The organism is Hyphococcus formosus, assembly GCF_046736345.1.
GTDB classification, from domain to species: domain Bacteria; phylum Pseudomonadota; class Alphaproteobacteria; order Caulobacterales; family Parvularculaceae; genus Hyphococcus; species Hyphococcus formosus.
Genome location: NZ_CP157210.1, coordinates 2,884,647 through 2,903,664, shown reverse-complemented (window position 1 = coordinate 2,903,664; position 19,018 = coordinate 2,884,647). Strand labels below are relative to the sequence as shown.

At 52.9% G+C, this 19,018-nt stretch carries 14 protein-coding genes; 9 read left to right on the top strand and 5 right to left on the bottom strand.

What is annotated here, in order from left to right:
* The first annotated feature begins 7 nt into the window (after positions 1 to 7).
* Entirely contained in the window at positions 8 to 1,924 is a 1,917-nt protein-coding gene (locus ABFZ83_RS13555) for an ArnT family glycosyltransferase (RefSeq protein ID WP_411817086.1), read from the top strand.
* Here ABFZ83_RS13555 and ABFZ83_RS13550 read toward each other — a convergent pair.
* Positions 1,880 to 3,082 carry a glycosyltransferase family 87 protein gene (locus tag ABFZ83_RS13550; protein WP_411817085.1) on the bottom strand — a complete coding sequence of 401 codons (1,203 nt, stop codon included), beginning with the start codon at positions 3,080 to 3,082 and terminating at the stop codon, positions 1,880 to 1,882. The genes ABFZ83_RS13555 and ABFZ83_RS13550 overlap by 45 nt on opposite strands.
* 187 nt (positions 3,083 to 3,269) lie before the next feature.
* Here ABFZ83_RS13550 and ABFZ83_RS13545 point away from each other — a divergent pair, with 187 nt between their 5' ends.
* On the top strand, positions 3,270 to 5,291 hold the full coding sequence (locus tag ABFZ83_RS13545; protein ID WP_411817084.1) for an alpha/beta hydrolase family protein: 2,022 nt from the start codon (positions 3,270 to 3,272) through the stop codon (positions 5,289 to 5,291).
* Positions 5,292 to 5,303: 12 nt separating this feature from the next.
* Here ABFZ83_RS13545 and polA read toward each other — a convergent pair whose 3' ends face one another.
* Positions 5,304 to 8,096 carry a DNA polymerase I gene (gene polA, locus ABFZ83_RS13540; RefSeq protein WP_411817083.1) on the bottom strand — a complete coding sequence of 931 codons (2,793 nt, stop codon included), beginning with the start codon at positions 8,094 to 8,096 and terminating at the stop codon, positions 5,304 to 5,306.
* A 52-nt stretch (positions 8,097 to 8,148) separates the two neighbouring features.
* Here polA and ABFZ83_RS13535 point away from each other — a divergent pair, with 52 nt between their 5' ends.
* The gene (locus tag ABFZ83_RS13535) at positions 8,149 to 8,526 is read left to right on the top strand and encodes a VOC family protein (protein WP_411817082.1); all 378 of its coding nucleotides are present in this window, start codon (positions 8,149 to 8,151) and stop codon (positions 8,524 to 8,526) included.
* Positions 8,527 to 8,529: 3 nt separating this feature from the next.
* Here the strand turns inward: ABFZ83_RS13535 and ABFZ83_RS13530 are convergent, their stop codons facing one another.
* Both ABFZ83_RS13530 and ABFZ83_RS13525 read right to left on the bottom strand, forming a co-directional pair.
* Positions 8,530 to 9,816: a polyhydroxyalkanoate depolymerase gene (locus tag ABFZ83_RS13530; protein WP_411817081.1), complete on the bottom strand. Its 1,287-nt coding sequence runs from the start codon at positions 9,814 to 9,816 to the stop codon at positions 8,530 to 8,532.
* A 193-nt stretch (positions 9,817 to 10,009) separates the two neighbouring features.
* Positions 10,010 to 10,603 carry an SCO family protein gene (locus ABFZ83_RS13525; RefSeq protein WP_411817080.1) on the bottom strand — a complete coding sequence of 198 codons (594 nt, stop codon included), beginning with the start codon at positions 10,601 to 10,603 and terminating at the stop codon, positions 10,010 to 10,012.
* Positions 10,604 to 10,683: 80 nt separating this feature from the next.
* Here ABFZ83_RS13525 and ABFZ83_RS13520 point away from each other — a divergent pair, with 80 nt between their 5' ends.
* The 4 genes from ABFZ83_RS13520 (at position 10,684) to ABFZ83_RS13505 (ending at position 16,333) form a co-directional block, all read left to right on the top strand.
* Positions 10,684 to 12,048, top strand: coding sequence for an ActS/PrrB/RegB family redox-sensitive histidine kinase (locus ABFZ83_RS13520; RefSeq protein ID WP_411817079.1), 1,365 nt, complete (start codon positions 10,684 to 10,686; stop codon positions 12,046 to 12,048).
* Positions 12,049 to 12,105: 57 nt separating this feature from the next.
* A complete protein-coding gene (locus ABFZ83_RS13515) occupies positions 12,106 to 12,675 on the top strand; it encodes an ActR/PrrA/RegA family redox response regulator transcription factor (RefSeq protein ID WP_411817078.1) in 570 nt (189 codons plus the stop codon).
* A gap of 136 nt (positions 12,676 to 12,811) precedes the next feature.
* A complete protein-coding gene (locus ABFZ83_RS13510; protein ID WP_411817077.1) occupies positions 12,812 to 15,547 on the top strand; it encodes a M16 family metallopeptidase in 2,736 nt (911 codons plus the stop codon).
* Between the two features lie 186 nt (positions 15,548 to 15,733).
* A complete protein-coding gene (locus ABFZ83_RS13505) occupies positions 15,734 to 16,333 on the top strand; it encodes a TetR/AcrR family transcriptional regulator (protein WP_411817076.1) in 600 nt (199 codons plus the stop codon).
* Between the two features lie 69 nt (positions 16,334 to 16,402).
* On the opposite strand, the gene ABFZ83_RS13500 is transcribed toward ABFZ83_RS13505, so the two are convergent.
* A complete protein-coding gene (locus tag ABFZ83_RS13500) occupies positions 16,403 to 16,756 on the bottom strand; it encodes a hypothetical protein (RefSeq protein WP_411817075.1) in 354 nt (117 codons plus the stop codon).
* A 278-nt stretch (positions 16,757 to 17,034) separates the two neighbouring features.
* On the opposite strand from ABFZ83_RS13500, the gene ABFZ83_RS13495 reads away from it, so the two are divergent.
* Positions 17,035 to 17,976, top strand: a complete 942-nt coding sequence (locus ABFZ83_RS13495; RefSeq protein WP_411817074.1) for a hypothetical protein — start codon at positions 17,035 to 17,037, stop codon at positions 17,974 to 17,976.
* Positions 17,977 to 17,978: 2 nt separating this feature from the next.
* The gene (locus tag ABFZ83_RS13490; RefSeq protein ID WP_411817073.1) at positions 17,979 to 19,007 is read left to right on the top strand and encodes a peptidoglycan -binding protein; all 1,029 of its coding nucleotides are present in this window, start codon (positions 17,979 to 17,981) and stop codon (positions 19,005 to 19,007) included.
* Positions 19,008 to 19,018 lie beyond the last annotated feature (11 nt).

The following is a 19,018-nucleotide window of genomic DNA, read 5'->3' as shown; positions in this document are numbered from 1 at the left end:
GCGCGGCATGAAAATCACCAAAACGAGAGAAGCGATCTTTGCAGGGCTGTTTGTCCTGTTTATTGCGGTCGTCTTTCTTGCGCCCGCTGCCCCCTTCACAATCGATGACACGATTTATATTGCCATGGCCGAAGCGATGGCCGAACGGGGCAGCCTATATGTCAATCCGCCCCTTGCGATTGCTGAAGCGCCTATATTGCTCGAATCGGTTGACCTGATCCACCGGATAGATGGCAACGCTGTGCCCCAATATCCGGCGGGATATGCTTTTCTGGCTGCGCCGTTTTTTCTTGTTTTCGGCATTCATGGCTTGATTTTGATGAATGCCATATCGGGTGCATTTTGTCTGTGGCTCACTTATCTAATTGCAAATACTCTTTATAATGACCGTATGATTGCGCGTAATGCGACGCTGATCCTCGGCGTCGCGACGTTCTTTGGCGGATATGTATTCTCGATCTGGCCACACATCACTTCACTGGCATTTACGCTTGGCGGCGCATATCTGGTGCTTAGGATGCCTCAATCACATCATCGTCTGGTTTACGCTTTATTGGCGGGGCTACTTTTTGGCCTAAGCGTCAATATTCGTATTGACGGAATTATCCCAGCAATTGCCGCTTTTTTCTGGTTGCGGTTTTTTGCGCGCCCCGATGATCGCTTGAGCGCGATCGCATTAATCACCGGATTAGCACCGGGACTTGTGCTCGCCGCCTATCTGAATTTTCTGAAGTTCGGCGTTTTTCAGCCCTTCCATTATGGACAAACCGATGGCCTCGCCACTGCGTCACGATATATCCCAATCGTTGCTGCCGGTGGCATTGCCATCATTCTCTCGCTCGCCATCAATGTCGCTCACCCCACCATTGCGCGGGTGATCAATTTCCGCCGCCTGGTCTATGCGGCGCTTGTCGTTCTCGCGATTGGTTTGGTCGCCGCCGGATCGTTCCTGATTGGCCTCGGGCAAGGCACCTATAATCTGGTCGTGGATATGCAGGCATTTGATCCCGCTAAAATACGGCCCGGCATTATAAAAGACGAATTTGGCTATTGGTCTTTCTGGGGCATTCCCAAAAAGGCATTATTGCAAAGCCTGCCCTTCGCAACATTACTCCTTATACCAATCTATGAATTTTGCCGCGCTCAAAAAATATCGGCCCATAGTTTTTCGTTTTTGATGATAGCGGGCACGATTGCCTTCTTTGCGATGAATGCGTGGCATGGGGGCATGACCTTTAACATGCGTTATTTCCTGCCCGCCGTGCCCTTTATCGCAATCACTGCTTCCTATGGGCTGGCGCACCTATTAGCGGAAAAGCCAAATTCCGGTGATCTCATCTTGCGCTCAATCATTGTCGGCGCGGCGTTGGCGATGTTCTTTTACTATGCGCTGCCTGACATCGCGCCCTCTCTTGCAATACCGGCCCAGCTTTATCCGCAACTCGCAATTGCTACCGCCCTGATCGCCAGCTTGGTTTACGTTTTGTATGCGCATAAAAACGCGACCATAGCGCTAGTCCTGTCTAGCCTTGCCTTTGGCTATGCTGGCATTTTAAGCGCGGCTGATGCCGCCGGAGAGCTTGGGCTGCGCTTTATAAAGGCACCCTATGACCAAGCCTATAAGCGCGCGATAACGCCCGGATCATTGGTTGTTACGGTTGCGGAAGACCATATGGTTGAGACCCGCCTCAACGGCGTGATACTGGCGCGTGCGCAAGAAAAAGAGCTTTCGAACATTCGTGAAGCCATCAACCAATATGAGCGCGCTGGGCGCTGCGTTTACCTGCACACCCCGGTTGCCTACGCCATGGTCGGCGACACCCGCTTTGAAGCATGGACGGTTAAAGGCGCACCAACCCATCAGGGAAATATTCTGGATCTATATGGTCTGCCGGCGCAGGCCGCGACCTGTAAGCCCCAGTAATACGCTCGAAACTGCGACCAATACGCCCAGCAGAACAAGCCAGATGACCGGCACCAAATTCGCCCCGCTCCCTACATAAGGTGCGATTGGCGCAAACCAGACAAGAACGATCATGCCCTGTACCCAGACGGGCTGGGTTGGCCGGTCGCGTAAAAACAATAGCGCCGCAAAGGTGACAAACAGCCAATCATAAACCCAAAAATAGGGTGCCGTGATCGCCGTCAGCAGCAAAGCCAAAACAGTCAAATCGGGAATTGATGCCCCCAGACGGCGCGCCAGAACGATCAGGCTACCGCCAATCCCCACGCTCAATAGCGTGATCAGCGCTGTCGATAACTCGGCCACACCCAGAATACGCAAAGCATCCGCAAGGGTGATACGGCCCGAATGGCCAACGGATTGAACATAATCCGTATGGGTCTGGGAGAGCGAAGAGAAAAATGCGGCCCAAGCCTCTAACCCGAATGCGGCAATAGACACCATCACAAGAAATAGCGTCGTCACAGCAGCCGCGAATATTGCTCGCCACGATCCAGTACACAATAAAAAGACCGGTACCAACAATCCGAATTGTGGTTTCAGGGTCAAAAACCCAAAGCAAATACCAGACAGGATCGGACGAGATTTCGCATTGAGGAATCCGACCAATGCCAGACACGCAAAGAAAATACTGAGCTGACCGGTGAACAAAACCGCAAATGCGGCGGGCGACAGCACCATCGCCACGGTCAGAAAAAGATTACCTTTGGTAATTTTATAGGCCGCGACACCCAGACCGGCGCAACTCGCAATCACCCAAATCACTTTTGCGACGCCATAGGGGAACAAGCCGAACGGAAAGAGCACTAACAACATCGTAGGCGGATAAAGCCACAACATGCCGTTCTTTTCGTCAAAGAGCGCCGTGAATATTTCCGGATCGTAGAGCCCCGCGACATCGTTGAATGAATTTTCCGCCGCCGCGTGGAACGCGAAGTAATCTTGTACCGGCGCAAGGGAACGCTCTAGCGGGAAGGAGAAAATCGTGCCGATATTCACGATGAAAAAGACGACGATCACGAGGCTAACAAACATACCGCGCCGCAACACGCCGCCTTCGATCTCATCAAAGTCGCGCTTAAAACGGCCAAATGTTATGGGCTCAATTCCTCGTTCCATTCGCCAAGTTTAGGCGCAAACTCGCTAACCGAGCTTTAACCGACGCGAAACATCGAGCCGAAAACTGCGCTGATAAATACCGATATTGATACAATACTACCGCAGATTAATTGCCATTAATACTTGCACACCCTTCTGAGAGCGATATGATTTCCACAATACAGGGGCAATATTCGGGGGGCAGTTCATGCGCGGGGCCAGAGTATGTTTGTTTGTAGCAGCAGTCGTTTGTGCACTGGGATTTTTGTTACTCGGCGGCGCGTGGGCGCAATCGCCAAAACCTGAGATATCGAATTACACACACCAACCCTTTGCCAATCCGGTGTCGCTTTCGCCTGATGGCGACGTGATCGCCTATGTGCAATATCCTGACGACCCTGATAGCGGGCATCTCGCGTTTTTTTCCATGACCCGCGGCCTTCTCAGCCGCACACCAATGGCCAACGCAAAATTACGTGACTTGCGCTGGGTCAGCGATGATCGATTGATTTTGACCATTTCGACGACTGCGGAATATGGGCGCAGTGGCGAGGAATTTGAGTTTTCTCGGGTGATGTCAATTGACATGAATGCGACGGACCCAGTTTGGCTTTTCAGCAAGGAGAAAAAATTCAATGCGGTGATATCTGCGCCGCAATTTATTCATCCATTGCCCCATGATCCGGATAATATCCTGATGTCGCAATACGATCCCTATGCGACCGGGGCGAATATCGGGACAAACGTCAAAGGCACCGCCTTCGGCGATGAGTGGCACCTCAACTTATACGAGGTGAATATCAAAACCGGACGTGTAAGGACGGTTGAGAAAGGGAATAAATACACTACCGATTGGAACGCAGGGCCAAGTGGGAATTCATTGGTTCGGATCGACTATAAAGACGCCTATGACAAAGAAGAAGTTCATTACCGCGCTCCGGGTGAATCACATTTCCAACTGATCGATACATATGAGAGCATTGATGCGTTCATGGGCGAATATAACATTATCGGTTTCGGGGAAACTGCGGCCGAGGGTTATGCGATTGCGGTTGGCGAAAAAAATCTGACGAAAGTTCATAGCTATGATTTTACAACCGGAACCTTGGGGCCGATTGTTTGGTCAAACCCTGACTATGAATATTCCTATGCGTTGCTTGATGATTTTTCTAATAGCGTCCTCGCGGTTGAGCATGTGGACGATATGTATCAACAGACATTCTTTGATAGCGGGCTGGGCGCATTACACAAAGCGCTAAAAGGCGCGCTCGGCGCATATCAATCCGTCACGATTGAATCGACGTCACGGGATCGCTCAAAGATCCTGTTGCGCGCTTCTGCTGCCGGTAGCCCTAGCAAGGTTTTTCACTTCGACAAATCAACCGGTCAGTTGACGGAGGTCATGAGCGACTACCCCCATATTCAACCGGCTGAATTGGGTACGGTGACGCGGTTTGATTATGTCAGTTCGGACGGTGTCAAAATTCCGGGTTATCTTCATAAACCCAGAGGAAAAGAGGCCAGCAATTTGCCGTTGGTGGTGCTCCCACATGGCGGCCCGGCGACGCGCGATGACATGCATTTCGATTGGGAGGCGCAATATTACGCCAGTCTCGGCTATGCTGTTTATCAACCGAACTTTCGCGGCTCCGACGGTTATGGGGCCAAATTTCAAAATGACGGACACGGAGAATGGGGCGGCCTGATGCAAGACGACGTCACCCAGGGCGTGCGCAAGCTTATTGCTGATGGCATTGCCGACCCTGACCGCATTTGCATTGTTGGCGGCAGCTATGGCGGCTATGCGGCGCTCGCGGGCGGCGCGATGACGCCCGATCTTTATAAATGCGTTGTTTCCTACGCCGGCATCTCTGGCCTGAATGAATTTTTTGCATGGAGAGACGGCCGCGGCGGACGCATTTCAGAGGTTGCGCAATATTGGCGGCTATCAATCGGCAACCCCCATGCGAACCGCGCAAAATTGCGTGATCGTTCACCGATCAATCTCACCGACAATTTCACTGCGCCGGTTTTGCTAATTCATGGCCGGAACGACACCATTGTTCCGATCGAACAAAGCCGCGACATGGAGACCGCACTCAAACGTAGCGGTAAAACCGTGACCTTTGTCGAACTCGACGGTGAAGATCACTGGCTCAGTACGGCCTCAACGCGCACGCAATATCTGACCGAAACCTCGCGGTTCCTTGAGACCCATCTCGGCCGATAAGCGCGAAGCGCGTTAATGCGCCTCACCCCAATTACTGCCGGGACGCGCACCGACAACCAGCGGAACACTTAAGGTGACGGCTGGTTGTGGTGCGCCGATCATAATTTTGGAAACGAGATCGCAAACTTTCTTTGCCTCTCCTTTGGCGCATTCGAAAATCAATTCGTCATGCACCTGTAACAGCATCTTCGCGCCAAGCCCCGCGTCTTGAAGCGCTTGCGGCATACGGATCATTGCACGGCGGATAACATCTGCTGCCGCACCCTGAATCGGCGCATTGATCGCCTGACGCTCTGAATATCCGCGCATCGCAGGATTCTTTTCTTTGATCCCGCCCACATAGGTGCGGCGGCCAAAGATCGTCTCCACATAGCCATGCGATTTCGCAAAGGCGATGGTTTCATCCATATAATGGCGAATACCCGGGAATTTCTTGAAATAGGCATCGATATAATCTTTGGCCTCGCCGCGGCTAATGCCGAGCTGATTAGCAAGACCAAAGGCGGAAATGCCGTAGATGATGCCGAAATTGATGGCTTTGGCGCGGCGACGGACCATCGGGTCCATATCCTTTACGGGCACGCCAAACATCTCCGACGCGGTCATCGCGTGAATATCAATACCGTCGGCGAAAGCCTGTTTCATGGATTTCAGATCGGCAATATGCGCCAGTAAGCGAAGTTCGATCTGGCTATAGTCCGCTGCGACAAGCACATTTCCTTTTTCATGAACAAAGGCCGTACGGATTTTCCGGCCATCTTCGGTTCGGATCGGAATGTTTTGAAGGTTCGGGTCGTTCGACGAAAGTCGCCCGGTTGTTGTCGCCGCTAATGAATATGACGTGTGGATGCGGCCTGTTTCAGGGTGAATATCTTCTGGCAAGGCATCCGTATAGGTACTTTTCAGCTTGGAAAGGCTGCGCCACTCCAAAATCACCCGTGGAAGGTCATGTCCCGCAGCAGCCAGCTCTTCGAGCACCTCCGCATTGGTCGACCATGCCCCTTTTGCGGTCTTGCGTCCGCCCGGCATGTCAAGTTTTCCGAACAGGATTTCTGCAATCTGTTTTGGCGATCCGAGCTTGAACTCTTCGCCCGCAAGCTCATAGGCCTCGGCCTCAGATGCAGCCATGCGCTGAGCAAAGTCTGATGACAGCGTAGAAAGCACAGATCGATCGACCTTAACGCCTTCCCTCTCCATCCCGACAATGATCGGTGCCAGGGGTCGTTCGAGCGTTTCATAGACCGTCGTTTTACCCTCTGCCGCCAGGCGCGGTTTGAGAACCTGATAAAGCCGCAGCGTAATATCAGCATCTTCAGCCGCATATTTCGCCGCTTCTTTGATGTGAATTTGATCAAAGGTCTTTGCTTTTTTGCCTGTCCCCGCAATGTCCGAAAACTTGATCGTATCATAATCAAGATGACGCTTGGCCAGTTCATCCATGCCATGTCCGCCGCGACCACAATCGAGCGCATAGGAAATCAGCATCGTATCATCGAATGGCGCAATATTTACGCCGTATCGTGACAATACCAACGCGTCATACTTCATATTTTGCCCGACCTTCAAAACCGCCGGGTCTTCCAGCATCGGTTTCAAAAGGGAAATTGCCTTTTCTAACGGGATTTGTTTGGCGGCGTCTTCGTCATCTAACGCGAGGCCATCACCACCATGACCAAGCGGGATGTAACACGCCTGCCCCGGCTGGGTCGCCATCGAAATACCAACCAAAGACGCGCGCATTGCATTAAGGCTGTTGGTTTCCGTATCCACCGCGATAACGCCGCGCACATAGGCAGCATCAATCCATTTTTGCAGCGCCGCTTCGTCAAAAATGGTCTCATATTCCTGCTCTCCAGCGGCACCGGTCATGGTGCTACCTTCGGACACGAGGCTTCGGTCATCACCGAAATCCCGCTTGATCCGCTCAATGAGCTGATTGAATTCCATCTTCTCAAGAAACGGCATCAACAAATCGAGGTCGATCGACCGCAGCGCAAGCGAATCCAGACCATCGTCAAGCGGCACGTCAGCACAAAGCTCGACAAGCTTTTTCGAAATACGCGCCTGATCCGCAAATTCGATTAGGTTCTCCCGGCGCTTATTTTGTTTGATCTCTGATGCCCGCTCCAAAAGCGTTTCGAGATCACCATATTCTTCGATCAATTGCGCAGCGGTCTTAATGCCGATGCCGGGCACGCCGGGCACATTATCCGAAGAATCGCCAGCCAGCGATTGAATATCGACGACGTTTTCAGGCGGCAACCCAAATTTCTCAATAACTTCTTCCCGACCGATCCGTTTGTTTTTCATCGGATCAAACATCGAAATGTTATCGCTTACGAGCTGCATCAAATCCTTATCCGAAGAAATGATAACAACCTCATCCCCATCCGCCTCGGCTTTGCGGGCATAAGTGGCGATAATATCGTCCGCTTCAAACCCTTCGGTTTCAATACAGGGCACATTGAAAGCGCGGGTTGCCTCGCGCACGAGCGGAAATTGCGGGATCAAATCTTCCGGCGCATCCGGGCGATTTCCCTTATATTCTGTATAAATATCATTTCGGAAGGTTTTGCCGGAATGGTCAAAAATAACCGCAAGATGCGTCGGGTCATGCTCGTCTTGCATATCGGTCAATAGCTTGTTGAGCATATTCGAAAAACCAAGGACCGCACCAACCGGCAGGCCATCTGATTTGCGGGTTAACCCTTGCCGACTGCGCGCCATCGCAAAATAGGCGCGAAATAAATAGCCGGAGCCGTCAACGAGATAGAGACGCCGAGCAGTTTTGGTTTTTTTGGCCATGTGTCGTAGCTTCCCGATTCAAATGAGTGCCCCCATGCATAGGAGAGGACGCATGAAAGTTCTAGGGATTAGATTTTGTAAAGTGGCCAAAGCCGAAGACGCCGAAGCAATCGCGTCGCTGCTTGGGGAAAACGGGCTCGGCTTGAAGCCCACGAATATGCCCCAGACCGACCGCTTCAACGGCGCTGTGTTCCCGGCCGATGACGCGCCGCTCGGTGAAGGAAGCTGGATTGAGATCTGGCCAACCGACCAGAACATGCCCGAAATGACCATGCTGCAAATCGTCGTTGACGATGCGGATGCATTTGCAGAACGCGCAAAATCAAAAGGCGTGGACGTTAAAGGCCCAGACGATGCCCATGGCGAGCGGATTTACTATGTCGCGGGCGCTGGCGGCTTCCCGATCGCATTCGTCTCCAAGGTCAAATAGCGGCTATTCAGCCGCCGCTTTCGACTTGGGGCGTTTTGCGAACGCTACCGAAGCATCGCTGATGAATTTTGCGACGCGCGGCTGAATTTCGTTTCGCCAACGCGAGCCGTTAAAGACACCATAATGACCGACGCTCGGCTGGATATAGTCGGTCTTCATCGCGTCAGGAAGGTTCGTGCACAAATCATGTGCGGCCTGCGTTTGCCCGATGCCGGAAATGTCGTCTTTTTCGCCTTCAACCGTCATCAGCGGAATGTCTGTAATAGCCTGCGGATTGATCAAACGGCCACGGTGGACAGCCGTCCCCTTGGCCAAAGCGTGTTCCTGAAAGACTTCGTGAATGGTCTGAAGGTAAAATTCTTCAGTCATATCGAGAACCGAAAGATACTCGTCGTAGAATTTACGGTGCTTTTCCGCGCTATCGCCATCACCTTCCACAAGGTGCTGGAAGTAATCATATTGCGCGGTCATATGGCGATCGGAATTCATCGACATAAATGACGCCAATTGCACAAAACCGGGATAAACACGGCGCATCACGCCCGCATAAGGCGCAGGCACCGTATAGATCATATTCTGCTCGAACCACTCATAGGGCCGCTCTTCGGAAAGCTTGTTCGGCACAGTTGGTGAACGGCGGGTATCAATCGGACTTCCCATGATGGTCATTGATGCCGGCCGGCAGACATCGCCATCCTCGGCCATGATCGCAGCAGCAGATAACAAAGCTGGTCCTGGCTGACAGACCGCCATTGTGTGTGTCGATGGGCCAATCGTCTGTATAAATTCAATCAGGTAATCGATATAGTCATTGAGATCGAACCGGCCCGCCGTCAGCGGTACATGGCGCGCATCCGTCCAGTCTGTGACGTACACGTCATGATCCGGCAACATCGCTTCGACCGTTCCGCGCAGCAAGGTCGCGTAATGCCCGGAAAGCGGCGCGACAATCAGAACCGTCGGATCCGGATCATTCGACTTTTTCGCCTTCTTGAGCGCATCCGCATCTCGCTCGAAATGAAGGAGGGTACAGAAATCTTTTTTTATCGCCGGCTCAATCATCACCGGGATTTCGACATCATTCACAAAAGTCGAATCCAGCCCCCATTCGGGCTTGGGATAGCGTCGCGTCGCATTTTCAAAGACATCGAGCGCCGCCGCCGCAGACCGGCCAAACCAACTATCCGCCGCAGGGTTCAGGGGCGAACGCCAAAATTTGGCACCAACGCCAGCGGCAATGCGTGCTGGCGTGAACGCGCTGTAGGCAAGCTCATAGGCAGAATACAACATGAAATATGACGTCCTTACGCTACCGGTAATATATGCTGCATAGCACAAAATAAGGGCTAAACATTTAAGAGCGTGAACTATGAGCCTAATCGGGAGGCAGAATCAATCATTTATGACGGCTTTGCAACAAAGCGCAAAACCGTCAAATCCGACTAATATGTTGTATTTATTAGAAAAAGAAGCGTCGATAGTATTATTGTGAAATGCTGCGACGCACCAGTGCCGCCAGCTCAGTCGGGCCGACACCCCCAACAATCCCATATTCTGGTTGGCCATTGCGGTCCGTCAGATAGTAAAAACGCGTATGATTAACTGTGTAACCAAGGGCGCTATCGGCCAATTCTTCTTTCTGGGCATAGGCCTTAAAAGACGCCAGTGCCTTGCTGGTCGCCTCTAAAGAACCGGTCAGGGCAATGATGCGGTCATCAAACCCGAAATAATCACGCAAGACTTCCGGCGTATCGCGTTCTGGGTCCGCCGAGATAAAGATCGGCGCAACCTGATCTGCCTTATCGCCAAGCTCGTTTAACGTCGCGCTCATCACGCCGACATCGCCGGGGCAGACATCCGGACAATTTGTAAAGCCGATATAGACGAGCATGACTTTGCCTTCGAAATCCTCGTCGGTAACGGCCTTGCCGTCTTTGTCGATCAGCGCAAAATCACCGGTAAATTGGTCAGAAAGACGCGCGACCCCTTGGGTGGGTATATCTGCCGCAGTGTCGGGTTCCGCGCCGCCACAGGCCGCCAAAACCAATGAAAGTGAAGCCATTACCAAAGCGCGCATCGTTTTCTCCATCAAAGAACAAGCTTTGCTTTGTTCTAAACATCTTCCCTTCGCAATGACAGTCAGGCTAATACCGCGCAATGTCGCATGCACTCGCAGATAGTCAGGGCGCGATGAACGCGCTTCGCGGTCCCGTTCGCCTGCGGACCCTGACCGCCCTTCGCTGGTTGGCTGTAGTTGGCCAAACCGCCGCTATTGTTGTGGTTCACTTCGCCTTGGGCTTTCCGACGCCCTTGGGGCTATGCCTTGGCGCGATCGCAGCCAGTGCGTGGCTGAACCTGTTCACAATTTTGCGATTTTCACCACAGCGTTTTTTGAGCGACCGCGAAGCGGCGGCCTTTATTGCCTTTGATATCGTCCAGCTATGTTCGCTCTTGTTCTTTACCGGTGGCCTGCAAAATCCATTCTCTGCACTGATTATCGCCCCCGTGACTATTGCTGCTAGCGTCCTTCCGCTGCGCTATACGATTGCGATTACGGCACTTGCTGTGATCGGGGTCAGTATCCTTTCGCTGAACCATATGCCGATCCCCTGGTATCCCGGTGAGACATTGGAATTTGAAACCGTCTACAAAGCGGGCGTATGGGCAGCGCTTACCTTTTCGGTCATTTTCTTCGCGGCCTATGCCCACCGCATCGCCGCTGAATCGGTGCAAATGCGTTCTGCCCTTGCGGCGACGCAGCTTGTTCTTGCGAGAGAAGAAAGGCTGGCCGCGCTTGGCGGTTTGGCCGCTGCTGCCGCTCATGAACTGGGAACGCCGCTGGCGACAATTCAGCTCACAGCCAAGGAAATGCAGCGCGAAATAGAGCGCACCTTCGACGATGAGCCCGACCTAATTGAGGATGCGGCATTGGTTGTCAGTCAAGCAGAGCGGTGCCGGGATATCTTAGGCAGGTTGTCTAAACATGGTGACGCGGGCGATGCGGTTCATGATAAATTATCCGTTGACGCATTAATGCGCGAAGCGGCTGCGCCATTTCTCGATCATCCAAGTGGCCCCGCGATCCGTATCGAGAAAAAGAGCCTCGATGGTACGCCGATACCTATTTTACGTCGGCGGCCGGAGATTATTTTTGGCTTGAGAAATTTCATCGAGAACGCCGCCGGATTCGCGCGGTCTGATGTTTTGGTACTCGCCAGTTGGAATGCGGATCGTTTAACGGTGATTGTTCAGGATGACGGCCCCGGATTTTCGCCCGACATCCTGTTGCGCCTCGGCGAACCCTATGTGAGCAGTCGTGCAGGTCACCGAAGTCAGGCATCGGCGGGCGGAAAAACAGGACTTGGGCTTGGTTTTTTCATTGCCAAAACCCTTTTGGAAGCGACCGGTGCTACTGTAGAATTTGAAAATCGCCGTTGGCCGGAACCAGATCAGTCCAAAACCGGCGCATGGGTCGCAGCATCTTGGGCTTTATCCGGCGGCACTTCGAGCCTAATTGCTTGAAAAATGCGCCAAAAAGCGCATTTATGAGAAAACGATTGAGACCGAAAGTTTAAAAGCATGACCAATCTAGATGACGCCCGCGCCGACGACCAATCGCTGCCGCCGGATGCGACATTGCTGATCGTCGATGATGACGAGCCCTTCCGCACGCGCCTCGGCAGAGCCCTCGAAAAACGCGGCTTCCAGCCAATTCTCGCGGCTGGGGTGAATGACGCGGCGGTCATGATCAAAAATATGTCGCCTGCCTTTGCTGTAGTCGATCTCCGCCTCGAAGATGGGGACGGCTTGCAGGTGGTTGAGCAAATCCGTCAGACCCGCGAGGATTGCCGGGTGGTTATGCTAACGGGCTACGGCAATATCGCGACTGCGGTCGCAGCCGTGAAAGCGGGCGCGATCGATTACCTCTCCAAGCCTGCGGACGCTGATGACGTGGAAAAAGCCCTATTGGCGCGCCCCGGCGAACGCCCGCCGCCCCCTGAAAATCCGATGTCGGCTGACCGCGTCCGCTGGGAACATATTCAGCGCGTCTACGAGCTATGCGACCACAATGTATCCGAGACCGCACGCCGCCTGGGCATGCATCGCCGGACGCTACAACGCATTCTCGCTAAAAGAGCGCCGCGATAGGGCCCGCAACTCCCCTTTTCTTCGATAAAGCGTTTGATCTGAACGGCAAATAGAACAGCCAGAGACCTTTACCACATGGTCTCTGGTGTTAATGCTAGTCAACTAATGCTTTTGTTCTTTGAAGGGGAACCGGACAATGAAATTGCGAATCTTTATTGCCAGCGCACTGATGCTGGCTGTCACGCCAACCATAAGCCACGCCGCAGACATTGATCTGCCGTATGAGCAATTCACACTCGATAACGGGCTTCAGGTGGTCGTTCACGAAGATCGCAAGGCACCGCTTGTCGCGGTTTCGATTTGGTATCATGTCGGCTCGAAAGATGAGCCGGAAGGCAAAACCGGCTTTGCCCATCTGTTTGAACACATCATGTTCAATGGATCTGAAAATTTCGACGATGATTGGTTTGGCCCGCTCGAAGAGGTCGGCGCAACTGGGTTGAATGGAACCACATGGTTTGACCGTACCAACTATTTCCAAACTGTTCCGACTACGGCGCTTGATCGTGTGCTTTGGATGGAATCCGACCGCATGGGGCATTTGCTTGGCGCGGTAACGCAAGAAAAACTCGATGAGCAACGCGGTGTCGTCCAGAATGAGAAACGCCAAGGCGACAACCAACCCTATGGCATGATGGAATATGCCACGCTCGAAGGGTTATTGCCTGCAGGCCACCCTTATCGTCACAGCACCATTGGTTCGATGGAAGATCTCGAAGCGGCATCGCTTGAAACCGCCCAACAGTGGTTCAAGGATTATTATGGCGCGGCGAATGCCATTCTCGTCCTTGCGGGTGATATTGATACGGAAACCGCAAAAACCATGGTCGAAAAATATTTCGGCGATATTCCTGCGGGACCGCCCGTCACTCAAGCGAAAGCAAACGCGCCCAAGCTTGCGACCGACAAGCGCGAGGTCATGTATGACCGCATCCCACAGCCACGGATTGATCGGAATTGGGTCGCCCCCGGAAGAACAACCCGCGAAGCGGTATTGCTTGACCTCGCATCACAGGTGCTTGGCGGCGGCAAAACCTCGCGGCTTTACAAGCATCTTATTGATGATCTTCAAATCGCCACTTCTGCATCTGCGAACAATCAATCGCATGAGTTGATGGGATTTTATTCTGTCACCGTCGATGCCAAGGCCGACGCCGATCTCGCTGAAGTGGAACGCGAGATGGAAGCAACCATTGACGCCTTCCTCGCCAAAGGCCCAACTGCGGCGGAACTATCGCGGGCGAAAACCCGCATCAAGGCGAATATTCTGCGCGGTCTTGAGGAAATCGGCGGCTTTGGCGGCAAGGCGGTCGTTCTCGCCCAGGGTGCGCTCTATGCCGATGATCCCGGCTTTATCCTGACGCAGCTTGAATGGCTGGAAGAGGCAACACCAAAAGAAGTTCTCGCCGCTGCGCGTGATGTCATGAATGCGGGCAATTACCAGCTAACTGTTCTTCCGTTCCCGGAATATTCTACATCGGAACCCGTGGTTGATCGCTCGACCGGATTGCCCGCCGTAACATCAACACCAGATCTCGTCTTCCCTGATGTCGCCGAAACCACCCTGAGCAACGGCATGAAGCTTGTCGTCGCTGAGCGCCACACGGTTCCATTGGTGGAGATCGCCGTTCAATTTGATGCGGGCTATGCAGCCGATAGCACACCCGGCGGCAAGCTGGGTGCATCCTCGTTTACGTCATCAATGCTTGATGAGGGAACGAAAAAGCGCTCCGCGGCGCAAATCGCCGAACAGCTAGAATCGTTGGGCGCGAATATGTCTGCCGGCGCAAATCTGGACACATCAACGGTCCAAATGTCGGCGCTTAAGGATAATCTGAAACCTTCACTCAATCTGCTTGCCGATGTCATCCGAAACCCAGCTTTCGAGCAAAGCGAGATCGATAAATTGCGCGCCCGTTGGTTGGCCGGGATCGAACAAGAGAAAGCGTCGCCGGTTTCATTGGCACTGCGTCTTCTTCCGCCGGAAATCTATGGCGCTGGCCACGCTTATGCAGCGCCATTGACCGGGTCAGGGACAGTTGAATCAATCAATTCGCTTACGCGCGCTGACCTGACAGGTTTTCATGAAAAATGGCTGCGCCCGGACAATGCAACGATCTTTGTTGTTGGCGACACGACCCTTGATGAAATCAAACCAATGCTAGAGGGCGTATTCGGAAATTGGTCCGCGCCTGATACGGCCGTACCAAGCAAAAACATCGAAACGGTCGAGGTCCCTGAAAAAGGCAAAGTCATTATCGTCGATAAGCCCGGATCACCGCAGTCTCTTATTCTCGCAGCCCATGTGGCACCGCCGACCAATGCACCAAACGCAATTGCGATCAACGCGATGAACGACATCATCGGCGGCCAGTTCTCTGCGCGGGTCAATATGAATCTGCGCGAAGATAAAGGCTGGGCCTATGGTGCCTATACCTTCCTGCAAGGGGCGACAGGCCAGCGGCCATTCATGGTCTATGCGCCGGTCCAAACGGACAAAACAAAAGAGTCGCTTCAGGAACTACTCAGTGAGCTGAACGCCTATAAAGGCGAGAAGCCAGCCTCCGCACCTGAACTTGAGCGCACAGTATTGAACAATGTTCGCTCACTGCCGGGTTCATATGAAACCTCAGGTGATGTTCTGGGCAGCTTGACCGCCAGCCAGCGTTATGGTCGTCCATGGAATTATCCGGCAACCGTCAAAGATAAATATGAGGCGCTTTCGATTGCGGACATCACGGCCGCAGCCGATGAGGTCATCCATCCGGAAAGCCTGATCTGGGTCATCGTCGGCGATTACGAAAAGATTGAAGACGGGATCCGGTCTCTCAATCTCGGCGAGATCGAAGTCAAAAAGGCTAGCGAGCTTTAAAAAGCCTCAAATACTTCTCGAAAATAAACGCCCGTCGCTTCTCGCGGCGGGCGTTTTTTATTGGAATCAATGTGTTAGTGCGCACGAAAGGTGTTTCTTGTTTGTCGAAAAACGGTGCATATATTGAGTGAACACTCAAGCGAGCTATAAGTAAGTTGAGCCAAGGTTTTTAATTCCGAGTATCTGATGATGAAAAGATCAGCCCGTTATAACCGCGACGTCGCGATTGATGCTGCCCTTAACCTGTTTTGGGAAAAGGGCTACCACGCCACATCGCTGAAAGATCTTGAAGCCGCACTGAGCATGAAACCAGGCAGCATTTACGCAGCTTTCACCAACAAAGAGACACTCTATCGTGAAACGCTGAAGCGTTATTTCGATCAATCCCTGACATCGCTGAAGGCGGCGTTCGAAGCCGCCTCGTCCCCTCTTCAAGGGCTTGAGAATTATCTTCGTGAACTTGGCCGATGCGGCCCTGATGACCCCCATGGCCGCGCCTGCATGTTGATCAAGACAATTCTGGATACAGGAGCCACGGACGAAGCCATTGCCGGAGATGCAGCGCGCTATCTTAATGAGATATTGCAGGAATTCGCCAGCGCGTTTGAACGCGCAAAGCTAGCCGGAGAAATCGGGAATGACCTCGACACAATGCGCCTTGCCCGGCGATTTCAGTCCAATGTGTCTGCGTTAAGAATTGAGATCCATCGCGGCATCGATAAGCGCGCGCAGGCGGCTTTGGCAGATGATATGATTGCTGAGATCGAACAATTACGGGCAGCGTAATCGCCCACATAAAAAAACCCCGGCGATGATTTCGCCGGGGTTTTTGCGTGATTCGATTAACAGTCAGCGTTAAGCGCGGACCATCCGCACAACATCATCTTCGAGGGCGATCGCTTCGCCATCAAGGAAAAGGACTGTGTAAGAGACATAACTACCGCGCGAGCCGTTCGGCATGCGTGATTTCACGCGCACATCAACAGCCCAACAGGGGAGGCCTTCATAGCCACGAAGGTCAGCGAACACTTGATAAGGCTCACTGGTGAAATCGTAACGAGCCGTGCGGGGCTCCATCAGGCGCTCACCAAAATATTCGATTACCTGCGCTTCGTAGTCAGCAGGGGCGCTTCCAAAATCAGATGCGTGTACCCCGGCGGATAATGTGAAAGCCGCCGCGATTGCCATTATGATTTGTTTTATCTGCATCTTTTTTCTCCGTTCGTTTTTTATTTTTATGTCACTAATCTGTCATATAACCGTCACCGTACTGTCACGTCAAGAATAATGCGCAAATTGTGCGCTGATTTTTTGTGTCATCATTAACCAATACATTGAAAAGCGAGATCGGTCGGCGGGAGGTTCTGTGGCCATATGCCAACGCAGACCGATGAATCAGGTGGAAAACGGCGAAATAGCGTATCCCGCGGCGTAATTATTGAATAATGTAACGAATGCTGTGGGATAGCAGAAGTAAGGGGAACTGAATGTCACGCTCGCTCGAACGGTCGGTAAAATTTGTCCGGCCCGGCCGTTACATCATGAATATGCTCATCTTTTTACTTGTGGTGGGCGCGATCATTTACTACCTCTCCCCGTGGAGCCCGCAGCCGACAAATCTGTTGATCGACTCCTTCAATGCCAATCCGGCACTCAATAGCCTCATCCTTGGGGTCTTGGCGGTCGGGATTATTTACAATTTGCGGCAGGCCGGTGTTATCGCGCCAGCTGTTCGATGGGTCGAGGCTTTTCGCGAGTCAGTTGATCCCGCGCGTTCCCGTCTTCCCCGCGCACCGAGCCTGATCAATGCGATGTCGAAACTCCTTCTCGACGCGGATACGCGGGCCGGGCGCCTGTCACCGGAATCGTCCCGGGCCATTCTTGATTCCATCGGCACACGGATGGATGAAGGCCGAGAGATGGGTCGTTACCTGATGAACCTTCTCGTTTTTCTTGGCCTTCTCGGTACGTTTTGGGGATTGCTCGAAACTGTGAACGCGGTTGGCGCTACGATCAGCGGTCTCGCGAATACCACCGGTGCCGCAGAAGATGCAGTCGCGCAGTTAATCAAAAACCTTGAACAACCCCTCTCTGGTATGGGGACAGCGTTTTCGTCCTCACTTTTTGGTTTGGGCGGCAGCCTTGTCGTTGGCTTTCTCGACCTGCAAGCAGGTCAATCGCAAAACCGTTTCTACACAGACCTTGAAGACTGGCTTGCTGGCATGACAGAAACCGTTCGAAATGGCGGGAAAGACGGATCAAGCTATTCAACCGATGGTGACCTTGCCGACGCAATCAACGCGCTCGAAAGCGCACTTGCGGCCAATACCGATATGCAAATCAAGGCCCAGGCGGGTCAGACCTCGGAGCTAAAAGACGAAATCCGGGCGCTTAACCGCACCCTGATCCGCGTCGGCGGCGGAGAATAGTCATGGCGCGCAGGCGCTCCAGAAGCGACGGAAATATCTGGCCCGGCTTTGTCGATGCATTATCGACTTTGCTGCTCGTATTGATGTTTATCCTTTCGATTTTCGTTGTTGCCCAATTCTATTTGGGTGATCGCCTTGCGAGCGTTAAAGACGAACTTGCCTCCAAGGATGATGAGCTTGCGCGACTGATCGCACAGATCAACAGCCTGAACGACCAACTAGGATTGGCGACAGCAGAACGAGATCGCCTCGCCGCTCAGGTTTTGGCGCTCGAAGACACGATCGCCCAGAAAGATGCAGAGCTTGCCGGTTTGGGCGTGGCCCTCGCCGCAAGTCAGTCAGCGGTTGCTGCGTCTGCGGAGGAATTGGAAGCGGAAAAAGCGCTGACCGAAGAACAAAAAAGCGAGATTGCAACGCTCAATGCACAGATTGCGGCGCTGCGCCGGCAGCTCGCCAGCCTTCAAGAAGCGCTTGACGCCGCTGAAGCCAAAGACATTGAGCAACAGGCGCAAATTGAAAACCTCTCGAAACGCCTCAATGCTGCACTTGCACGCAAGGTTCAGGAACTTCAGGAAGTCCGCTCTCGCTTTTTCGAGGCATTGCGCGAAGCTCTGGGTGATCGCACCGATATAAAAGTCGTTGGCGACCGCTTTATCTTTGAAAGTGATATACTTTTCGGGTCCTGCTCTGCGACGCTCGGCGAGGCCGGTAAGCTCGAACTTCAAAAACTAGCAACGGCGCTTCTCGATATTCAGGGGGAAATCCCATCAGAAGTGAACTGGGTATTGCGAGTTGACGGCCATGCGGACCAATCGCCTTTGGGGCCATCGTGCCGTGCAAAATTCGATTCCAATCTCGATTTATCCGCACAAAGGGCGATTTCTGTTGTAGAATTTATCAAGAGCCGTGGCGTTCCTGAACGCCGTCTATTGGCGACCGGTTCGGGATCGGCGGCACCGATTGTGTCCGGTTATTCTAGCGCTGCGCTCGCCCAGAACCGGCGCATCGAATTCAAGCTGACGGAGCGATAAACCTAACGACA